The 19,816-nt window shown below is 67.0% G+C and carries 18 protein-coding genes and 1 other RNA gene; 5 read left to right on the forward strand and 14 right to left on the reverse strand.

The annotated features are described in order from the left end of the window. Nucleotides 1-8: 8 nt before the first annotated feature. The 7 genes from PO605_RS23170 to PO605_RS23200 all read right to left on the reverse strand — a co-directional run bounded on the left by PO605_RS23170 (nt 9) and on the right by PO605_RS23200 (nt 7,184). Nucleotides 9-986: a Bug family tripartite tricarboxylate transporter substrate binding protein gene (locus tag PO605_RS23170; protein WP_026062757.1), complete on the reverse strand. Its 978-nt coding sequence runs from the start codon at nt 984-986 to the stop codon at nt 9-11. A 54-nt stretch (nt 987-1,040) separates the two neighbouring features. Further along, nucleotides 1,041-1,862: a TauD/TfdA dioxygenase family protein gene (locus PO605_RS23175; protein ID WP_016451352.1), complete on the reverse strand. Its 822-nt coding sequence runs from the start codon at nt 1,860-1,862 to the stop codon at nt 1,041-1,043. 41 nt (nt 1,863-1,903) lie between these two features. After that, the gene (locus tag PO605_RS23180) at nt 1,904-4,147 is read right to left on the reverse strand and encodes a xanthine dehydrogenase family protein molybdopterin-binding subunit (RefSeq protein ID WP_272206911.1); all 2,244 of its coding nucleotides are present in this window, start codon (nt 4,145-4,147) and stop codon (nt 1,904-1,906) included. Further along, nucleotides 4,125-4,571 carry a (2Fe-2S)-binding protein gene (locus PO605_RS23185; protein WP_017404538.1) on the reverse strand — a complete coding sequence of 149 codons (447 nt, stop codon included), beginning with the start codon at nt 4,569-4,571 and terminating at the stop codon, nt 4,125-4,127. Before PO605_RS23185 ends, PO605_RS23180 begins: the two co-directional genes overlap by 23 nt. A gap of 51 nt (nt 4,572-4,622) precedes the next feature. Then, nucleotides 4,623-5,708, reverse strand: a complete 1,086-nt coding sequence (locus PO605_RS23190) for a porin (protein ID WP_034365538.1) — start codon at nt 5,706-5,708, stop codon at nt 4,623-4,625. A 223-nt stretch (nt 5,709-5,931) separates the two neighbouring features. Next, nucleotides 5,932-6,378, reverse strand: a complete 447-nt coding sequence (rnhA, locus tag PO605_RS23195; protein WP_016447441.1) for a ribonuclease HI — start codon at nt 6,376-6,378, stop codon at nt 5,932-5,934. Continuing rightward, entirely contained in the window at nt 6,375-7,184 is an 810-nt protein-coding gene (locus PO605_RS23200; RefSeq protein WP_016451349.1) for a class I SAM-dependent methyltransferase, read from the reverse strand. The genes rnhA and PO605_RS23200 overlap by 4 nt, the downstream gene beginning before the upstream one ends. 19 nt (nt 7,185-7,203) lie before the next feature. On the opposite strand from PO605_RS23200, the gene gloB reads away from it, so the two are divergent. Next, on the forward strand, nt 7,204-7,977 hold the full coding sequence (gloB, locus tag PO605_RS23205; protein ID WP_016447443.1) for a hydroxyacylglutathione hydrolase: 774 nt from the start codon (nt 7,204-7,206) through the stop codon (nt 7,975-7,977). Next, nucleotides 7,977-9,515: a transglycosylase SLT domain-containing protein gene (locus tag PO605_RS23210; RefSeq protein ID WP_272206912.1), complete on the forward strand. Its 1,539-nt coding sequence runs from the start codon at nt 7,977-7,979 to the stop codon at nt 9,513-9,515. Before gloB ends, PO605_RS23210 begins: the two co-directional genes overlap by 1 nt. A 67-nt stretch (nt 9,516-9,582) precedes the next feature. Here the strand turns inward: PO605_RS23210 and PO605_RS23215 are convergent, their stop codons facing one another. From PO605_RS23215 to dnaX, 5 genes are all read right to left on the reverse strand, one after another. Beyond that, the gene (locus PO605_RS23215; RefSeq protein WP_016447445.1) at nt 9,583-10,668 is read right to left on the reverse strand and encodes an ABC transporter substrate-binding protein; all 1,086 of its coding nucleotides are present in this window, start codon (nt 10,666-10,668) and stop codon (nt 9,583-9,585) included. Nucleotides 10,669-10,752: 84 nt separating this feature from the next. Further along, nucleotides 10,753-11,184, reverse strand: coding sequence for an MAPEG family protein (locus PO605_RS23220; RefSeq protein WP_047474730.1), 432 nt, complete (start codon nt 11,182-11,184; stop codon nt 10,753-10,755). A 45-nt stretch (nt 11,185-11,229) separates the two neighbouring features. Beyond that, on the reverse strand, nt 11,230-11,820 hold the full coding sequence (recR, locus tag PO605_RS23225) for a recombination mediator RecR (RefSeq protein ID WP_017404532.1): 591 nt from the start codon (nt 11,818-11,820) through the stop codon (nt 11,230-11,232). Between the two features lie 146 nt (nt 11,821-11,966). Continuing rightward, nucleotides 11,967-12,299 carry a YbaB/EbfC family nucleoid-associated protein gene (locus PO605_RS23230; RefSeq protein ID WP_012206701.1) on the reverse strand — a complete coding sequence of 111 codons (333 nt, stop codon included), beginning with the start codon at nt 12,297-12,299 and terminating at the stop codon, nt 11,967-11,969. Nucleotides 12,300-12,346: 47 nt separating this feature from the next. Beyond that, nucleotides 12,347-14,548, reverse strand: coding sequence for a DNA polymerase III subunit gamma/tau (gene dnaX / locus PO605_RS23235; RefSeq protein WP_047474727.1), 2,202 nt, complete (start codon nt 14,546-14,548; stop codon nt 12,347-12,349). 100 nt (nt 14,549-14,648) lie between these two features. On the opposite strand from dnaX, the gene ffs reads away from it, so the two are divergent. Further along, an RNA gene (gene ffs / locus PO605_RS23240) (signal recognition particle sRNA small type) lies at nt 14,649-14,745 on the forward strand. 65 nt (nt 14,746-14,810) lie between these two features. Here the strand turns inward: ffs and PO605_RS23245 are convergent. Beyond that, nucleotides 14,811-16,187, reverse strand: coding sequence for a TIGR03862 family flavoprotein (locus PO605_RS23245; RefSeq protein ID WP_047474725.1), 1,377 nt, complete (start codon nt 16,185-16,187; stop codon nt 14,811-14,813). 271 nt (nt 16,188-16,458) lie between these two features. Between PO605_RS23245 and trxA the strand changes: the two genes are divergently transcribed. Together trxA and rho are read left to right on the forward strand one after the other, a co-directional pair. Beyond that, entirely contained in the window at nt 16,459-16,791 is a 333-nt protein-coding gene (gene trxA / locus PO605_RS23250) for a thioredoxin TrxA (protein ID WP_016447450.1), read from the forward strand. 267 nt (nt 16,792-17,058) lie between these two features. Beyond that, a complete protein-coding gene (rho, locus tag PO605_RS23255) occupies nt 17,059-18,321 on the forward strand; it encodes a transcription termination factor Rho (protein WP_016447451.1) in 1,263 nt (420 codons plus the stop codon). Nucleotides 18,322-18,385: 64 nt separating this feature from the next. Here the strand turns inward: rho and PO605_RS23260 are convergent, their stop codons facing one another. Continuing rightward, complete coding sequence (locus PO605_RS23260; protein WP_272206913.1) at nt 18,386-19,795, reverse strand: CoA transferase; 1,410 nt, start codon at nt 19,793-19,795, stop codon at nt 18,386-18,388. Nucleotides 19,796-19,816: the final 21 nt, after the last annotated feature.

The raw sequence follows: 19,816 nt of genomic DNA on the forward strand, positions 1-19,816 counted from the left end.
CGCTGCCCTCAGTCGGACTGTATGCCCAGCTCCTTGACCAGCCGCCCGAAGCGCTCGAAGTCGCTGGCGTTGGTCTTGCCCAGGCGCTGCGGCGGGCCGCCCACAGGGACGGTTCCCAGCGTGGCCATGCGTGCCACCACGTCGGGCATCTTGAGGACCTCGTTCAGGTGCGTATTCAGCAGCCTGACCACGTCGGCAGGCATGTTCCTGGGGCCGAACAGGCCGTACCAGGCGGTCAGCTCCACGTCCTTGTAGCCCAGCTCGGCCAGCGTGGGCACGTCGGGCGCCAGCGGCGAGCGCTGGGCGTCGGCCACGGCCAGCGCCACGAGCTTGCCGCCGGGCAGGTAGGGCGCGATGGAGCCCAGCGTGCTGTAGGTGAAGGGCACATGGCCGCCCACCACGTCCGTGACCGCAGGCGCCACCCCCTTGTAGGGGATGGACTCGAAGCGGGCGCCCGTGGCGCGCCGGACCATCTCGCCCAGAAAGTGCATGGGCGAGCCATTGCCCGGGGTGGCGTAGCCCAGCGAACGGCCCTGGCTCGCGGATACGGCCTCCTTGAGCGTGCGCACGCCCGCGCCGGGTCCGGCGACAAGGAACAGCGATGTGGAGCCGACCTCGATCACGGGCGTGAATCCGTTGAGCACGTCATATCCGTGGCCTGCGCCCAGCTTGAGCACCAGCTGGGCCATGGCAAAGGTATTGGGCGCCAGCAGCAGCGTATAGCCATCGGCCGGCGCCTTGGCCACATAGCTGCTGCCGATGGTGCCGCTGGCGCCTGCGCGGTTGTCCACAAGCACCGACTGTCCGATGCGGGCCGACAGCTTCTCGCCCAGCAGGCGCGCCAGCGCATCGGTGTCACCGCCTGCGGGATAGGCCACGACGATGGTGACGGGCTTGTGGGGATAGGCCTGCGCCTGGGCAGGACCGGCCAGCAGGGCCATGGCCAGGGCCATGCCTAGGGCAAGCGTTTTGCGTTTCGCTTTCATGGGATGGGCTTTCATCGTGGGTTTTGTCATTTTCAGCAAAGGCCGGGGCCGGGCTCACGCCTGGCGTATCGCCACGCGGTGCATGCGCCGCGCCGCGGGGTGGTAGTCGTTGACCGCGTAATGCTGGGTGGCCAGGTTGTCCCAGATGGCCACCGAGCCCTTGCGCCAGCGAAAGCGCACCTGCCATTCAGGCACCTTGGCCAGGCCGCTGAGCATGGCGATCAGCGCCGCGCTCTCGTCGCTGGTCACACCCTCGATGTGCGTGGTGTAGAGCGAGTTCACAAAGGCCACGGGCAGGCAGGTCACCGGGTGCACCAGGACCACGGGCTGCTCCAGCGGCGGATGCTTGAGGCGCGTGGCCCGATAGGCCTCGCCCGAGGGATCGCGGCGCATCAGGCTTTGCCTCAGGGCCGGCGCCTCCCAGTTGTGGGTGGCGCGCAGCGTGCGCAGATAGGCCTGCAGCTCGGGCGCCAGCGAGGCGAAGGCCGTGGTCATGCTGGCCCACATGGTGTCGCCGCCCGTGGGCGGCACGTCCACGGCGTAGAGGCAGGCACCGGCGGGCGGCTTGGTCTGCCAGGTCAGGTCGGCATGCCAGATGTCGGTGCCGGTGCGCGTGCCCTGGCTGATCAGCAGCTCGACATGCGGATCGTCCGGGTGCGAGGGAAAGGTGGAGGACACGGGCTCGACCTTGCCGAACACCTGGGCCACGCGCACCTGCTGCGCAGGGTCTAGCGTCTGGTCGCGGAAGAAGATGACCTGGCGCTCGGCCAGCAGCTTGCGCAGCGCGTCCGCATGGTCATGCACCTGCGCCGGGTCCGAGAGATCGATGCCGTATATCTCCGATCCTATGCACGGGGTGATGTGTTCGACTTGCATGAAATTCCTTTTCTCAAAAAAAGCCGGGGTTGGGGTGGTGATCAGGTGGACGCGATGTCCTGCGGCAGCGGCATGGAGCGGAACCGGCGGCCCGTGGCATGGAACATGGCCGTGGCCACGGCAGGCGCCGTGGGGCCCAGGGCCACTTCGCCGCAGCCCTGGGGCGGCCGGTCGCTTTCGACCAGGACCACCTCCACGCGGGGCATTTCGGACAGTTGCAGCAGCGGGTAGTCGTGGAAGTTGCTTTGCTGTACCGCGCCCTTGTCGAAGTCCAGCCGGCTCTTGAAGGTGTTGGTCAGCGCAAAGCCGATGCCGCCTTCCACATTGGCCTTGACCAGGCCCGGATTGACCACTCGGCCTGCATCAATGGCGCAGATGGCACGCTCCAGCCGCACGCGGCCTTGCACAACACGCAATTCCATGACCAGTGCGACGAAGGTCTGGAAGCTCTCGCCCCGCCCCGTGTAGACGTTGAAGGTCATGGCGCGGTGCAGGCCTGCCGGCGCGGGCTGCTCCCAGCGCGCGGCCCGCGCCGCCGCATCCAGCACGCCCAGCGCCAGCGGCTGGCCGGCCAGCAGGCGGCGCCGGTACTGGTAGTCGTCCACGCCTGCGGTGTGGGCCAGCTCGCTGATGAAGCTTTCCAGGAAGAACACGCTGGACGTGGTGCCCACGCTGCGCAGGTAGCTCAGCGGTATGGGCTGCTGCACGTCCACGGCATCCACCAGCAGGTTGGGCACGCCGTAGATCAGGTCGTAGATGGACTCGACCATGGTCTCGTCCCAGCCGCCGGCATCGGCCATCTTCTTGGGGTTGATGGCCCCGTACAGCGACTGTCCCGAGATGCGCGCATGCAGCGCGGCCGGCAGGCCGTCGGCGCCGAGCACGGCGCTCAAGCGCCCCGATGCGCCGGGCCGGTAGTAGGAATGCCGTATATCGTCCTCGCGCGAGCGGATGACCTTGACGGGCCGGCCCACGGCCTTGGACGCCGCCGCCGCATGCAGGGCGAAGTCGGGCATGTACTTGCGCCCGAAGCTGCCGCCCAGGAACGTGGTGTGCACGATCACCTTGTCTGCAGGCACGCCGCAGGCCTTGCCGAGTTCGCCGCGCAGGAAGTCCTGGCCCTGGTAGGGCCCCCAGGTCTCGACCTCGCCGTCGCGCACATGCACGGTGGCGGCCAGCGGCTCCATGGTGGCGTGCGTGATGTAGGGCGAGTGGTAGTCGGCCGTGATGGTCTTGCCGGCCGCCAGCACTTCACGCGGCTTGCCCAGACTGCGGGCCACGACGGCCTTGTCGTTCGACAAGCCTGCGACGAACTGCGCATGGATGCGCTCGCTGTCCACGCCGGCCGCCGCGCCGGCGTCGAATTCGATGTCCAGCGCATCGGCAGCCTGCTTGGCAATCCAGTACGAGTCGGCCACCACGACCACGGTGCTGGGCTCGGGGTCGGGCCACTGCGTGGTGCGCACGACGGCATGCACGCCGGGGCGCGCGCGCACCTCTGCCTCGTTGCGGATGCGCACGATGCGCCCCGTCACGCTGGGCGCCATGCGCACGGCGCCGATCAGCATGCCGGGCACCTCGACATCGATGCCGAACACCGCGCTGCCGTCGACCTTGGAAGGCGTATCCACACGGCGCAGGTTGCGGCCGATCAGGCCCTGCTCGGAAGCCGACTTCATGCGCGGCCGCGCGGCCAGGGGCAGCCTGGAGGCATCGGCCACGATCTCGCCATAGCCCACGCTGCGGCCCGTCGCGGGGTGCAGCACGCGGCCGGCACGCGTCATGCACTGGGAGGCACGCACACCCAGGCGGCTTGCGCCGGCGCGCAGCAGCACATCGCGCGCCTGGGCGCCGGCCAGGCGCATGCGTTCATAGAAATAGTTCATGGACATGGAGGCACCCACGAACTGCTGGAACGGCATCTCGCCCGCATCGTTGCGATAGGCGTCGCGCCCCGTGACGAAGCGCACGGTCACGCTGGCCCAGTCGGCATCCAGTTCATCGGCCATCACCTGGGGCAGGCCTGTGTAGATGCCCTGGCCGACCTCGCACTGCGAAACGCCGATCACCACCTGGCCCGAAGGCTCGATCCAGACCCAGTCGCCGATGGCTGCTGCCGCCGCCGCACCGGCTGCCGGCGGCGCGGCCTGCGCCAGCGGAATCAGCAGGCTGCCTGCAGCAGGCGCCACCAGCAGCGCAGCGGCGCTCTGGAGCAGGTGCCTGCGCCGCAGCGAGATGGCCGAATCGGCCACGCGGCCCCGTTCATTGCTTGGACGCTGCGGCATGGATGGCCTCCCGGATGCGGTGGTAGGTGGCGCAGCGGCACAGATTGGTCATGGCCTCGTCGATCTGCGCATCGGTGGGCTGTGGATGGGCCTTGAGCAGTGCGGCAGCGGCCATGACCATGCCGGACTGGCAGTAGCCGCACTGCGGCACGTCCTTGTCCATCCAGGCCTTCTGGATGGGGTGGGAACGGTTGCTGGACAGTCCTTCGATGGTCGTGACCGCCTTGCCGCCCACCGTCGAGACGGGCAGCACGCAGGAACGCACGGGCTCGCCATCGACATGGACCGTGCAGGCCCCGCACATGCTGATGCCGCAGCCGAACTTGGTGCCCGGCAGCTTGAAGTGGTCGCGCAGCACCCACAGCAAGGGGGTCTGCCCGTCGCCGTCAAAGGCCACGCTTCGGGAATTGAGGGTGAATTTCATCGTGGGGTCTCCAATGCGCCCGCATCGACCGGGCTGCATGTCTCATGCCTCTCAGAACGAGTGGTGTATGCCTGCTGCAATCACGGTCTGCGTGCGCCCGCTGGCAACGCCCACGGAATTCATCGCCGCCACGCCATCGGAGGCGCGCTGGTGCGTGACCGAGGCATGCAACTGCGTGCGCTTGGAGAAGGCGTAGCGCGCGCCCAGGTGGACCTGGTTCCACTTCGTCTGCTCGAAACGGCTGAAGGAGTAGCCGGTGTTGATGGTCACCGCCTGGCTGGTCTGCCAGGCCAGTCCCAGGTCTAGCGCGCTCATGTGGCTGGAGGCTGCGCCGTACTTGAGCGTGGAGCGCGTGAGCAGCGCGTTGAGCCGGACCGGAAGCGCATCGAGCTGGTAGCCGCCGCCGATGCCCAGCACCTGGAAGGTATCGAGCACCAGCGGCCGGCCCGCCACCAGGTCCTGGCCCAGCGCGTTCGCCAGGCCCGTGCGCCCGGCGATATCGAAGGCACGGCCACGCGCATCGGTGTAGGCCACGGCCAGATTGAGCTTGGCACTGGAATAGCTGCCCATGACGCTGTAGGTGCGGTTGGCCTGCGAGCGGCCCGGCACCTCGCCAAATCCATACTGCGCGCCGAACTGCATCCCGCCCATGCGCGGCGTCAGGTAGACCACGGAGTTGTCCACGGGGAACTGGCTGGACAGGCCGTCCAGGTTGCCCGGGTGGTACAGATAGAAGTTGTAGAGCTGGTAGCCATTGCCCCATTGGCTCAGCGTGCCGGCCGTGAAATCGACCTGGCGTCCCAGCCGCAGCGTGCCCAGCGAAGCGCTGTCCAGGCCCACCCAGGAAGCCCGGTTGAAGTAGCTGGTGGGCGAGATCGGCGAGCCGATGTCCGTGAGGAATCCGTTTTCCAGCTGGAACGAGGCCTTCAGGCCGCCCCCCAGGTCCTCGGAACCGCGCAGGCCCCAGAGGTCAGGCTGGGAGATGGCCGAATCCATGCGCGTGAGCCGGCTCCCGCGCACATCGCTGATCCAGGGCATGGTCAGGTCCATGCTGCCGTACAGCGTCACCGAACTCTGGGCCAGCGCCGCTCCCGCGCCGCCCAGCATCGCCAATGCGGCAATTGCTTTGTATTTCATCGCAAGGCTCTTTCATCGTGAGATGGTTTAAAAATTCCACAAGTGGCAATTTCAAACACCACGCCACGGAAGATGCCTGGCAGGGCGCGCATTAATTTCCACTTATGGAAATATTAGCTGCACCCATCGAGTCCTGTGTCTGGGGTTTTCATCTACCGCGTTTGAGGTAGTCCTCGGGAAGAGGAGCAAGGGACAGGCATTGCACCTGTCCCGCACAAGGCGTTCAGCGTCCCAGCGCCTGATCCACGCCCATGTTGGCCAGCGCGTCGGCGCGCTCGTTGCCGGGATCGCCCGCATGGCCCTTGACCCAGCGCCAGTCGATGCGGTGCCCGCCACCCTGCACCAGGGCGTCCAGCCGCTGCCACAGCTCCACGTTCTTGACGGGCTCCTTGGAGGCCGTCTTCCAGCCCTTGGCCTTCCAGCCGTGGATCCACTCGGTGATGCCCTTGAGCACGTACTGGCTGTCGATGTAGAGCACCACGTCGCAGGGCCGCCTGAGCGCAGACAGCGCCTCGATCACGGCCATCATCTCCATGCGATTGTTGGTGGTGTTCAGCTCGCCGCCGAACAGCTCCTTCCTGGCGCTGCCAGCCTCCAGCACCACGCCCCAGCCGCCAGGACCCGGATTGCCCTTGCAGGCACCGTCCGTATAGATAACAACTTGATTCAAAAAAAATCCTTGATATGAATGGCCCGGCCGCCAGGCCGGTTGGAATGCAGATCACCGTCCGGCGCGGCCTGTGCCGGCATGCGACGGGCGACCGGCACCGTGGCGCCCGACACGACCGCGCGGCCGCGCCAGGCAGGCTCCAGCATGCGCGCACCCGGCACACGCTTGACGGCCACCACGCAGTACACACCGCCCAGCATGGGCCAGCCCAGCCGTCCCACGCGGTCCATGAACTGCCAACGGCGCAGCCAGCGATCCGTCTGCACGGCGGGACGATAACAGCCGAATTGCACGGCCTCGATCTCGAAGGCCAGCAATCGCAGCCAGTCGCGCAGCCGCCAGTAACCCACGCCCCAGCCCACATCGGGCAGGTACACGCCACGCTCGGCACGCCGCTGCACGCCCAGCAAACTGGCAGGGTTGAGTCCGCACACCACGATGCGGCCTTCAGGCATCAGCACCCTGGCCGCCTCGCGCAGCACGGCATGCGGGTCCGGCGAGGTCTCCAGCGTATGGGGCATCACGACCAGGTCAAGGCTGGCCTCGGGAAATGGCAGCGCGGCGGGATCGGCCAGCAGCGCCACGGGAACCTCCAGCGGGGCAGCGCCGTCCGCTGGCGCTGCATCCTGCGTGGAATCCAGCGCCAGCCAGCGGTGCGGCATGCGGTTGGCACGCAGCCCCTGGAGCATGGGCATGCCCAGCTGCAGGCTGTGATAGCCGAAAATATCGGCCACCGCCTCGTCGCAGCGCTGCTGCTCCCATTCCAGCAGGTAGTGGCCGAGGGCAGATTGCGTCCAGTGATGCATCCCTATAATTTTGCTGCTCATGAACCTGTTGCCCATTCCTGCTTTTTCCGACAACTACATCTGGCTGCTGCATGACGCCGGGCAGGCCCTGGTCGTCGATCCCGGCGATGCAGCGCCCGTGCTCGCCACGTTGCACCGGCTGGGCCTGCAGCTGCAGGGCATTTTAGTCACCCACCACCATGCCGATCATGTCGGTGGCGTGGCCCAGCTGCACCAGGCCACGGGCGCCCAGGTCTGGGGTCCTGCCTACGAGCAGTTGCCCGAACCCGTTCAGCGCGTGCAGGGAGGCGATGCCGTGCAGGCACTGGGCGGCCCCTGGCAGGTCATCGATGTACCAGGCCATACCAGCGGCCACATTGCCTTCTACAGCACGGCGGCACAGGCACAGCCCGTGCTGTTTTGCGGCGACACGCTGTTTTCCGGGGGATGCGGCCGCCTGTTCGAGGGCACTGCGCAGCAGATGCAGCAATCGCTGGACGATCTGGCCTCGCTGCCGGGCAATACACTGGTGTGCTGCGCACATGAGTACACAATGTCCAACCTGCGCTTTGCCCAGGCCGTGGAACCAAACAACGAAACCCTGGCTCACTACCAGCGGCATTGTCAGGCGTTGCGCGAGGCCGGTCGGCCCACGCTGCCATCCCTGATGGAGACCGAGCGCTCCATCAATCCCTTTCTGAGAACGCGCGAATCCGCGGTGGCCGCGGCCGCCGCAGGCTTCGACGCACAGGTGAGACAGCAGGACCCAGCCAGCGTGCTGGCCGGCCTGCGCCAATGGAAAAACGTCTTCTGATGAAACTGCTACACACCCTGCTGCTGGGCAGCCTGCTGGTTCTTGCCGGCTGCGCCACCACCAGCGGCCCGGACTTGGCCGGCACGACGGATACCTCCCCCAGCCCCGCACCCCACTCCCCCATGTATCCCAAAGGGCCGCTGAGCCCGCTGGGCACAGGCAGTGCCAGCAACGGCGACGTGGCCTCGCTGGAGACCACGGGCGATCTGTGGGTACGCATCCGCCAGGGCTTTGTCATGCCCGACCTGGACCAGGATCTGGTCAAGGACCGCGAGCAGTGGTACGCCAGCCGTCCCGACTACATACAGCGCATGACCGAGCGCTCCAGCAAATACCTGTTCCACATCGTCGAGGAACTGGAGCGGCGCAACATGCCCACCGAGCTTGCGCTGCTGCCCTATATCGAGAGTGCCTTCAACCCGCAGGCCGTCTCCACCGCCAAGGCGGCCGGCATGTGGCAGTTCATGCCGGCCACCGGCACCTATTTCGACCTCAAGCAGAACGCCTTCCGCGACGACCGCCGCGACGTGCTGGCCTCCACGCGCGCCGCGCTGGACTACCTGCAAAAGCTCTATGACATGTTCGGCGACTGGCACCTGGCCCTGGCCGCCTACAACTGGGGCGAAGGCAGCGTGGGCCGCGCCATCAAGCGCAACGAGAAGCTGGGGCTGCCCACGGGCTACACCGACCTGCAGATGCCGGCCGAGACCCGCATGTACGTGCCCAAGCTGCAGGCCGTCAAGAACATCGTGGCCAACCCCGATGCGTTCAACACCGAGCTGCCGGTGATCGAAAACCACCCCTACTTCCAGACCGTCACCATCACCCGCGACATCGACGTGGAACTGGTGGCCAAGCTGGCCGACGTATCGACCGAGGACTTCAAGGCGCTGAATCCCAGCTTTCGCAAGCCGGTGATCTTTGCGGCCGGCACGCCGGAGATCCTGCTGCCCTGGGACAACGCCAAGGTGTTTCGCCGCAACATGCAGGCCTTCGACGAAGGCCAGTACGCGAGCTGGACCGTCTGGACCGTGCCCTCCACCATCAGCGTGGCCGAGGCGGCCCAGCGCGTGGGCCTGGGCGAGTCCGACCTGCGCGCCCTCAACAACATTCCGCCGCGCATGCTGATCAAGGCCGGCTCCGCGCTCATGGTGCCGCGCGGCGCCAACGTGCGTGCCGACGTGGCCGGCCACGTGGCCGACAACGGCCAGATCAGCTTTGCCCCCGAGATCATCACGCGCCGCACCACCATCAAGGCACGCAAGCGCGACACGCTGATCAGCGTGGCCAACCGCTACGGCGTCAGCGTGTCCAACCTGGCGGACTGGAATGACCTGAAGTCCTCGGCCACGCTGCATGCAGGCCAGTCGCTGGTGGCCTATCTGCCGGTACGCGCCAGCAGCGGCGGCAACGCCCGCGCAGCCAAGTCCACGGGAACCGCACGCAAGGTGGCCGTTCAGCCGCAAAGCCGCAACGCCAAGACGGCCGTCACCACGGCACAGCGCGGAGGCAAGCCATCCAAGGTGAAAAAGCGCTGAGGAATCCCTCTGGCACCCGCGTCACGGAGCCCGCTTTCGCGGGCTTTTTTGCGTGCGGCCGCCGGGCTCAGGTGTGAAAGCGCTGGCGGGACTGGCGCACGAATTCGTTGGTGTACGAGCGCTCCAGGTCAATGCCGCCGCGCGCCAGCGCAGGGTCGAGCCGGACCAGCGCACGCAGGGCCGTGGCGGGCCCGTCATCGGGCATCATCCCATCGGGCGAAATCGTGGTGCGCATGTGCTCGAAGGCCGACAGATAGGCGCGCCGGGAGCCCAGCAGATAGGGCGCAGGCACGGCCCGCAGCACATCCATGGGCGCGGCAGTCTGCAGCCACTTGAGCGAGCGCACCATGGCGTTGCTGAGCGCCTGGGCCTTGGCCGGGTTCCTGCGCAAGAAGGCCTGTGTCGCATACAGCGTGCCCGAGGGCATGGAGCCGCCGTACAACTGCGCGCTGCTGCGCAGATCACGCAGGTCCCGCACGATGCGCACGGCGCCCTTGTCCTCCAGCACGCTCATCAGCGGGTCCGCATGGCACAGCGCATGCACACGCCCGGTGCGCAGCGCCTCCATGGCATCGGGCCCAGAGCCCACGCCCACCAGTTGCACCGCAGCGGGATCCAGGCCATCGCCCAGCAGCATCAGTTGCATGGCCCGGGCCGTGGATGCGCCCAGCGAGGAAACACCCACGCGCCGCCCGCGCAGATCGGCCAGCGTCTGGTAGCGCGGCATCCAGCGCGCAGCCACGCCCAGCGCGATCTGGGGTGCACGCCCCTGCACGACGAAGGCCCGCAGCTGGCTGCCGCGCTGCTGGGCAAGAAGCGTGTGTTCATAGGCGCCCGCGCAGACATCGGCGGCGCCCGACTCCAGGGCCTGCAGCGACTGCGATCCGCCTGGATAGTCCTCAATGCGCACGGCCAGGCCTTCGGCCTCGAAATAACCCAGCTGCTGCGCAATCACCAGCGGCAGGTAGTACAGCAGGCCCTGGCCGCCCACGGCAATCGTCAGCAGCTCGGCCGAGCCGAGCACAGGGAGCGACCAAAGAGGAGCCAGCCCCAGAAGGCTCAACAAGGTTCGGCGATCAAGCACGTGGGAAGACATGATGGTTATTTTGCTGCAGTGCAACACGATCATGCCCAGAGCCCGCATACGCAGCATCGGTGCTTGCCCGTACGTGAAACACCGCAGGGCCTGTGGTGCAGGCCCTGCGCGGGACGAGGGCGCCGGATGCGGCCGCAGGCCTCAGCGGTAGCCTGCGAAAAACAGCAGCAGATTCACCACCAGGGCCAGGGCCCAGGCCAGACTGCGCAGCGTGGCGCGGTCCATCACATAGAAGGCGATGTAGGCGATGCGCAACACCACGAAGGCCACGGCAAGGCCATCGACCCGCGCCGCTGGCGCGCCCAGTTGCCAGGCAACCAGCAAGGCGCCAATGAAGAACGGCAGGCACTCGAAACTGTTGGCCTGCGCCGCATTCGCCCGCGCCTGGTAGCCGGTCTGCTGGGCGAGCCAGGCGCGGGGGTCGTGGTTGTCGAAGCCGCGCTGCCCCGGCCGGTGCTTCATTCCGGGCGCCTTGGCGATGTAGGCGCAGGCCAGCGGCAGCAGGGCCGCCACCAGCAGGCACCAATGGGCAAGGGAAAAACCGCCGGGCGGCAGGACGACAGAGGTCGGCATACGGGCTCCTGATGAAAAGACAAGGAATGCTGGCCGCCTCCACCACTACCGGCGATCCACCAGCGCATGGGCGATCGTACCCAGGTCCACGTACTCGAGTTCGCTGCCGATGGGCACGCCGCGCGCCAGCCGCGTCACATGGATGCCGCGCGCTTTCAGCGCCTCGCTGATCGCATGGGCCGTGGCCTCGCCCTCGGCCGTGAAACTGGTGGCCAGGATCACCTCCTGCACCTTGCCGTCGCCGGCGCGCTCCAGCAGGGATGACAGATTCAGGTCGCGCGGACCTATGCCGTCGAGCGGAGACAGCCGCCCCATCAGCACGTAGTAGTAGCCGTTGTAAGCCCCCGTGCGTTCCATGGCCCCCATGTCGGCAGGCGCCTCCACCACGCACAGCCGGGCCGCGTCGCGCCCTTCGTCCTGGCAGATGGAGCAGATGCGGCCTTCGGTGAAGGTATGGCAGCGCTCGCAGTGGCTTACCGACTCCACGGCCGTGGTCAGGGCACGGGCCAGCTGCCGCGCGCCGTCCTGGTCGCGCTGCAGCAGGTGAAAGGCCATGCGCTGCGCAGACTTGATGCCCACGCCCGGGAGCCTGCGCAGGGCTTCGATCAGACCATCGAGCGATTGCACATCCGACATGGCGGCTTCCTTTCAATGAAGAAGATTCTCAGAAAAAAAGCGACCTGCAAGGGCAGATCGCTCGATGGCCGCTCAACGCAATTGAGTGGCTGGGGAAACCGTCACGGCCTCTCCCGGCTGTTCGGCACAACCTCTCGGGGCCAGCCTCAGAAAGGGAACTTCATGCCGCCCGGCAGGCCGGGCATGCCGGCCGTGAGCTTGCCCATCTTTTCGTTGGAGGTTTCTTCTGCCTTGCGCACGGCAGCGTTGAAGGCGGCAGCCACCAGGTCTTCCAGCATGTCCTTGTCTTCGGCCAGCAGGCTGGGGTCGATGGTGATGCGCTTGACGTCGTGCTTGCAGGTCATGACCACCTTCACCAGGCCCGCGCCGGACTCGCCTTCCACCTCGATGTTGCCCAGTTCATCCTGGGCCTTCTTGAGGTTGTCCTGCATGGCCTGGGCTTGCTTCATCAGGCCGGCCAGTTGTCCTTTGTTGAACATGTGAGTTCCTTCTTCTGTAGGGTAAAAACGAAACGCTCTAGAGCGTGTCAGGGCTGAATGGATACGGGCTTGATACTGCCAGGCACGATTTTCGCGCCATGGCTGCGGATCAGGGTCTGCACCAAAGAATGATTCATCACGATGTCTTCGGCAATGCGCTGGCGCTCATGGCTGGCCACCGCATTGCGCCGCGCGGGGCTGTCCACCACGGCGCCCTGCTCGACATGCAGCTGCCGGGCCAGGCCGGCAGCCTCCAGCGCCACACGCAGGCGCTCGCGCGTGGCGGGCTGGGCCAGCGAGCTGCTTTCCACACGCAGCGTCCAAGTATCGCCCTCGCGCGCCACCAGCTGCGACTGCAGCGCCAGCTGGCGCGCCAGCGCAGTGACGGCCTCGGCCTGCACCAGTTGCTGGACGGCAGCGTGCCAGACATCGCCCTCGGCCGTGCGCTCCACGGTCGGCGCGGGTGGCGCATCCGGGGACTGGCGGCCACGTTCAGGAGCGAAATCCTGCACATCGATCTGAGTGTCGATCTGCGGTTCGGACTGCCGTGCCACGGCAGCGGCAGGCGGCTCCAGGGCCAGATCTCCGTCATCGCTCCAGCGGCCTTCGTCGGCCCAGCCCTCATCGGGCATCCCGGCCCAGGCACCCTCGTCCGGCGCACCCTCGTCCGGCGCATCGGCATCCTGCGCCTGCGGCGCCTCATCGGCAGAAGAGTCTGCGTCTTCCTGCACATCGTCCACGGGCTCATCCACAGGCTCGTCCAGGAGCTCTTGGGCGACACCGGCGGCCGGCTTCAGCTCTGGAGCAGCGGAAGGCCTGGCCTCCTGGACAGGCGCAAGCACAGGTTCCGGCCTGGCAACTGCGGCCACGGCCACGGGCGCCTGAACAGGCGCTGGAGCCGCAACGGCTTGCACCACGGGAGCGACCACGGCGGGCGCAGCGGTCACGGGAGATGCGACAGGCGCGACGGGAGCAGGAGGCGCGACCGGGACGGGCATGGCCGCCTTGGCTGGGGCAGCGGGAGCCTCGGGCACAGCGGGCTGTGCGGGCCGCGTCTGCGCAACGGGCGCGGGAGATTCAGGCTTCGCCGTGGAGGGGGTCAGCGCTGGAGTTTTTTTTTCAGCCGCGCCCGTGGCGGGCTCTGCAGATTGCGGCTTGAACGCCAGCAGCCGCAGCAGCGCCATGGTCAGCGCCGCGTACTCGTCGGGCGCCAGGCCCAGTTCGGCCCGGCCGTGCAGGCAGATGCTGTAGAGCAACTGGGTTTCATCACGCGGCATCAGCAGCGCAAGACGGGCAATTTCAGCGGCCTCCGGATCGCTGGCGTCGGCGGCCATCTGTGGCACAGCCTGCGCCACAGCCATGCGTTGCAGCACGGCGCACATTTCCTCCAGCGTGGAGGCTGCAGACAGGCCATTGCGGCGCAGCGCCTCGGAGGTTTCCACCACCACCTGGCCATCGGCCTGGGCGAGTGCCTCGATCAGGCGGAACACATGGCTGCGGTCCACGCTGCCCAGCATCTGGCGCACCATGGACTCCTGCAGCTGGCCGCTGCCAAAGGCAATGGCCTGGTCGGTCAGCGACAGCGCATCGCGCATGGAGCCGCGCGCGGCGCGAGACAGCAGGCGCAGGGCCTGGGGTTCGGAAGCCACGCCTTCCTGGCCAAGCACCTGGCCCAGATGCTCCAGCACGGTCTCGGGCGCCATGGGCCGCAGGTTGAACTGCAGGCAGCGGCTGAGCACGGTCACGGGCACCTTCTGCGGATCGGTGGTGGCCAGCACGAACTTCAGGTACTCGGGTGGCTCCTCCAGCGTCTTGAGCATGGCGTTGAAGGCCGTGTTCGTGAGCATGTGCACTTCGTCGATCATGAAGACCTTGAAGCGTCCCTGCACCGGCTTGTAGACGGCCTGCTCCAGCAGGCTTTGCACCTCGTCCACCCCGCGGTTGGAGGCGGCGTCCAGCTCGGTGTAATCGGGAAAGCGGCCGCTGTCGATTTCGGTACAGGCCGCACAGACGCCGCAGGGCGTTGCCGTGATGCCGCCCTGGCCATCAGCGCCCTGGCAGTTGAGCGACTTGGCCAGAATGCGCGAGACCGTGGTCTTGCCCACGCCGCGCGTGCCGGTGAACAGATAGGCATGGTGCAGGCGCTGCTGCGTCAGGGCATTGGTGAGCGCCTGAACGACATGCTCCTGCCCCACCATTTCAGAGAAATTGCGGGGGCGGTATTTGCGGGCCAGCACAAGATAAGACATCCCGCGATTCTACGGGGCTGAGCACCCTCGCCCGGTGCGCCCCGGGTTTGGCCGGCCTTGTCGCCCGGGCAGCCCGGTGTTTGCCCCTATAATCGAGAGTGACGGGCCTCCTCGCATGGGGAAGCGGCCAACCGGGTCAGGTGGGGAACCAAGCAGCCCTAACCGTGAAACCAGTGCCGAGGGCAAGGCTCGTCACCTTCCATTGAACAGCAGGCCCTGCGGGCGCCTGCCCCGTCCACGCCCGCAGCGGCCCCTTCTCTCCTCAACGCGTCTCGCCATCCACCTTCAGATAGCGGGCAACGCCCTGTGCCGCGTGCACGCCGCTGGCCATGCATGCCGTCAGCAGGTAGCCACCCGTGGGAGCCTCCCAGTCCAGCATTTCGCCGGCACAGAAAACGCCGGGCGCAGCCACGCACATGCCATTGGCATCCAGCGCCTGCAGCCGCACGCCACCTGCGGTGCTGATGGCCTCATCGATGGGCCGGGCCGCCACCAAGGTGATGGGCAGGGCCTTGATGGCCTGGGCCAGCCGCGCGGGATCGGCCACGCCGTCCTTGCCCAGCACCTCATGCAGCACGGCGGCCTTGATGCCGTCCAGGCCCAGGCGCCCCTTCAGATGGCTGGCCAGGCTGCGTGAGCCACGCGGATGGCGCACCTCCGCCAGCACGCGCTCGGGTGTCAACTGGGGCAGCAGGTCGAGATGGACGGTGGCATGCCCGTCGCGCGCAATGGCTTCGCGCAGCGCGGCAGAGACGGCATAGATCAGGCTGCCCTCCACGCCCGTGGTCGTGGCCACGAATTCGCCCTTGCGCGAGAAAACGTTGCCCCGGCCATCATCAAAGGACAGCGCCACCGACTTGAAAGGCTGGCCGGCAAAGCGCTCGGTGAAATAGGGGCTCCAGCCGCGCGCAGGCTGGGGGCTGGCCCCCAGCAGCTCGGCCATGAATTCCCTGCGATCGATCTGCCCGCCCGGCGCCGCACCGCCCAGGCCCACATCGAACCCGCAGTTGGAGGGCTTCAACGCAGCGACTTCCACGCCGCGCTGCTCCAGCCAGGGCATCCAGGCGCCATCCGAGCCCAGCCGCGCCCAGCTGCCGCCGCCCAGCGCCAGCACCACGGCCTTCGCGTGCACCTGCAGCCGCCCTTCGGGGGTATCAAAGCCCAGCGCATCGCCATCCTCCCAACCCAGCCAGCGGTGGCGCGTGTGCAGGACCACGCCCTGGGTCTGCAGACGCACCAGCCAGGCACGCAGCAAGGGCGCAGCCTTCATGTCCTTGGGGAATACGCGGCCCGAACTGCCCACAAAGGTTTCCACGCCCAGCTCGCCGGCCCAGGCACGCAGCTGATCCGGGGGCAGCAGCTCCAGCCAGCGCGAGACCTCGGCACTGCGCTCGCCATAGCGGGAGACAAAGGCGGGCAGGTTTTCGGAATGGGTCAGGTTGAGCCCGCCCTTGCCGGCCATGAGGAACTTGCGTCCTGCGGAGGACTTGGCCTCGAACACATGGACAGTCAGCCCCTTGCTAGCCAGCCCTTCGGCCGCCATCAGGCCCGCAGGCCCCGCGCCGATCACCGCCACATCGCAGTCCATCGTGCGCGCCGCCGCGCTGTGTTCAAAAGCATCCATCACATCAGTTCCCATTCCAAGCTCGCATTCAACTTTGCGCTGCCGGCAGACTCATATGCCTGCAGCGCGGGCGCGCAGAATACCCTGCCGCAGGCCGTCCTGCGCGCAGGCGCCACTAATTCCCGATGACCCCGCAGCCCTGCTGCCGCCCCGTAAACAGCTATGACAGTCATAGCATCCAGCTACCGCCCATACGGTGCAGCAGGTGATAGGTTTCTGTCACAATCATTTCGCGGTGCGGATTTTCCTGCGCCTTCCTCATTGCGAAAAATCAAGGACATCACCCATGGCCAGCGAACTGATCAAACACATCTCCGACGCAAGCTTTGAAGCTGACGTCTTGCAACCCGGCTCCACGGTGCTGGTCGATTACTGGGCCGAATGGTGCGGTCCCTGCAAGATGATCGCCCCCATCCTCGACGAAGCAGCCCAGACCTACAAGGACAAGCTGTCCATCGCCAAGATGAATGTGGACGAGAACCGCGAGATCCCGGCCAAGTTCGGCATCCGCGGCATCCCCACGCTGATGCTGTTCAAGGACGGCCAGCTGGCTGCCACCAAGGTCGGCGCCCTCAACAAGGCACAGCTGTCTGCTTTCCTGGACCAGCACCTGGCCTGATTCTCCTGGCTGCCCCCTACACCGGGGCAGCCAAACATGCGGCCCGGCGCCGACCGCTGCACCGCATCGCACTGGCGCACAAACCCTGCGCCAGCGCAAATTTCCCTATGACCTGCGGATTTTTTCCTGTCATAATGCCCTTCATCACCGGCCTTATGCATCGAAGGCCGCGCTGAGACCCTCAGGCAAGCCAGCCCACTTCCACAGTGTTTCGCTTGGCTCAACGCCTCCCCCTGGTTTCTTTCCACTCCGTTCTGGAGTCTCTCCATGCACCTTAATGAACTCAAGGCACTGCACGTGTCTGAAGTCCTGAAGCAGGCCGAAGCGCTTGAGATCGAAAACGTCGGTCGCATGCGCAAGCAAGAGTTGATGTTCGCCATCATCAAAAAGCGCGCCAAGGCCGGGGAACAAGTGTTCGCCGACGGCGTGCTGGAAATCCTGCCGGATGGTTTCGGCTTCCTGCGCAGCCCCGACACCAGCTACACGGCCAGCACCGACGACATCTACATCTCGCCCAGCCAGGTCCGCCGCTTCAACCTGCACACCGGCGACATGATCGAAGGCGAAGTGCGCACGCCCAAGGATGGCGAGCGCTACTTTGCCCTGACCAAGCTCGACTCCGTCAATGGCGGCTCGCCCGAGCAGAACAAGCACAAGGTGCTGTTCGAGAATCTGACCCCCCTGTTCCCCACCCAGCAGCTGCGCCTGGAGCGCGAGATCAAGGGCGAGGAGAACATCACCGGCCGCATCATCGACATCATCGCCCCCATCGGCCGCGGCCAGCGCGCGCTGATCGTCGCGCCGCCCAAGAGCGGCAAGACCATGATGATGCAGAGCATCGCCCACGCCATCACGGCCAACCATCCCGACGTTCACCTGATGGTGCTGCTGGTCGATGAGCGCCCCGAGGAAGTGACCGAGATGCAGCGTTCGGTCAAGGGCGAGATCATCGCCTCCACCTTCGACGAGCCCGCCACGCGCCACGTGCACGTGGCCGAGATGGTGATCGAGCGCGCCAAGCGCCTGGTCGAACTCAAGAAGGACGTGGTCATCCTGCTGGACTCCATCACCCGCCTGGCCCGCGCCTACAACAACGTCGTGCCCTCGTCGGGCAAGGTGCTGTCGGGCGGCGTGGACTCCAACGCGCTGCAGCGCCCCAAGCGCTTTTTCGGCGCGGCGCGCAATGTGGAAGAAGGCGGCTCGCTGACCATCATCGCCACGGCCCTGGTCGATACCGGCAGCCGCATGGACGAAGTGATCTTCGAAGAGTTCAAGGGCACGGGCAACAGCGAACTGGCCCTGAACCGCCGCCTCTACGAAAAGCGCGTGTTCCCCGCCATCGAACTCAACAAGAGCGGCACGCGCCGCGAAGAACTGCTGCTGGCTCCCGAGATCCTGCAAAAGACCCGCATCCTGCGCCAGTTCATGTACAACATGGACGAGATCGAGGCCATGGAGCTGATGATCAAGAACATGCGGGCCACCAAGACCAACGTGGACTTCTTCGACATGATGCGCCGCGGCGGCTGATCTCAGAGATCCAGCCCACGGCACCTGCGAACGCCTCGCTCACGCGGGGCGTTTTGCATTCAGCTCACCATGCAGCGGCAGCCGTACCCAGGGCGCAAGCCGCACGCTCCCAGTGCATGGGGGCGCCCGCCACCTCCACCGGCGCCCGCAGGCGCCGCGCGGGCCCCCAGGAAGTGGCCTCGACGGCCGCGCCGAAATCCGCACAACCGTCCACCGGCGCCAGCGTGCAGGGGTCCGGATCACCGACGCCCTGCCCCGCCAGGAGATGGGCCGTGCGCGCCAACGAGGCGCGCACCGTGCTGCCGCCCTGCCCCTGCATGCGCCGCACCAGCGCCATCACCACGGCGGCAGCCATCAGATAGCCGGTGGCGTGGTCCAGTGCCTGCAGCGGCAGGGGCGTGGGCCGGTCACGGCCCAGCCGGTGCATGCCCGCATCGGCAATGCCAGCGCTCATCTGCACCAGACTGTCGAAACCGCGCCGCTGCTGCCAGGGCCCGCTCCAGCCATAGGCATTGAGCGACACGTCGATGAGCGAAGGATTCACCTGCCGACACCACGCGGCACCGAATCCCAGGCATTCCAGCGCGCCGTCCCGGTAGCCATGGACCAGCACATCGGCCCCGGCCAGCAGTTGCTCGAACACGGCACGATGCTGTGGCGCCCGCAGGTCCAGCCGGGCACAGCGCTTGCCCAGCGTGACCTCGGGCACCGTGCCGGGCTCCTCCCAGCCCGGCGGATCGATGCGCAACACCTCGGCGCCGTGACCCGCCAGCCATCGCGTGGCAGCGGGGCCGGCCAGAATGCGCGTCAGGTCCAGCACGCGCAGCCCCTGCAGCGGCCGTCTGGCCGATGGCTGCCAGGCACCCGCATGCCGGCTCGATTGCGGATGCGGATGTGGATGCATCTGCCACGCCAGCAAGGGCTCCCGCTGCACTGCGCGACCCTGCGGGTGCGCGGCCCATTCAGACAGCCCGCGCATGGCTGCGGCACAGCCGCCTTGCGCCACAACGGCCGACTCCAGTTCTTGTGCTGCCCAGCGCTCGACCGCGGCAGCCACGGCCTCGCGTTCGGCGGGCGCATCCAGAACGGCCAGTGCCGCTGCACGGTGATGGGGCGCATTGGTATGCAGGCGAATCCAGCCGTCCGCCGTGCGGTAGTCGCCGGCCACGGAATCCCACAGCGCGGGCATCTCCCAGCCCTGCGGATGCAGGCTATGGCCAAACCACAAGGAGGCAAGCCTGCGATCCACCACCACACGCGGCGCTGCAGCGTCGAGCTGCGCGATCAACTCGGATAGGCAAAGGCCTGCCACGCCCAGGCTGGCGGCCGCCAGATCGGAGACCGGGAACACGGAGGCCAAGGACCCACGACCTCGCTGCTCCAGACGTTGGAGCGCCACCGGATCACCATCCAGCGCCTCCCAGATCTGGCCGGTGCAATGGTCGAAAGCGCAGGGAAAAGGGAGACGGGACATGGAGCACTCCTGGCAGCTGAA

Origin of the sequence: Delftia sp. DT-2, from assembly GCF_028401915.1 — a bacterium.
Lineage (GTDB): Bacteria > Pseudomonadota > Gammaproteobacteria > Burkholderiales > Burkholderiaceae_C > Comamonas > Comamonas tsuruhatensis.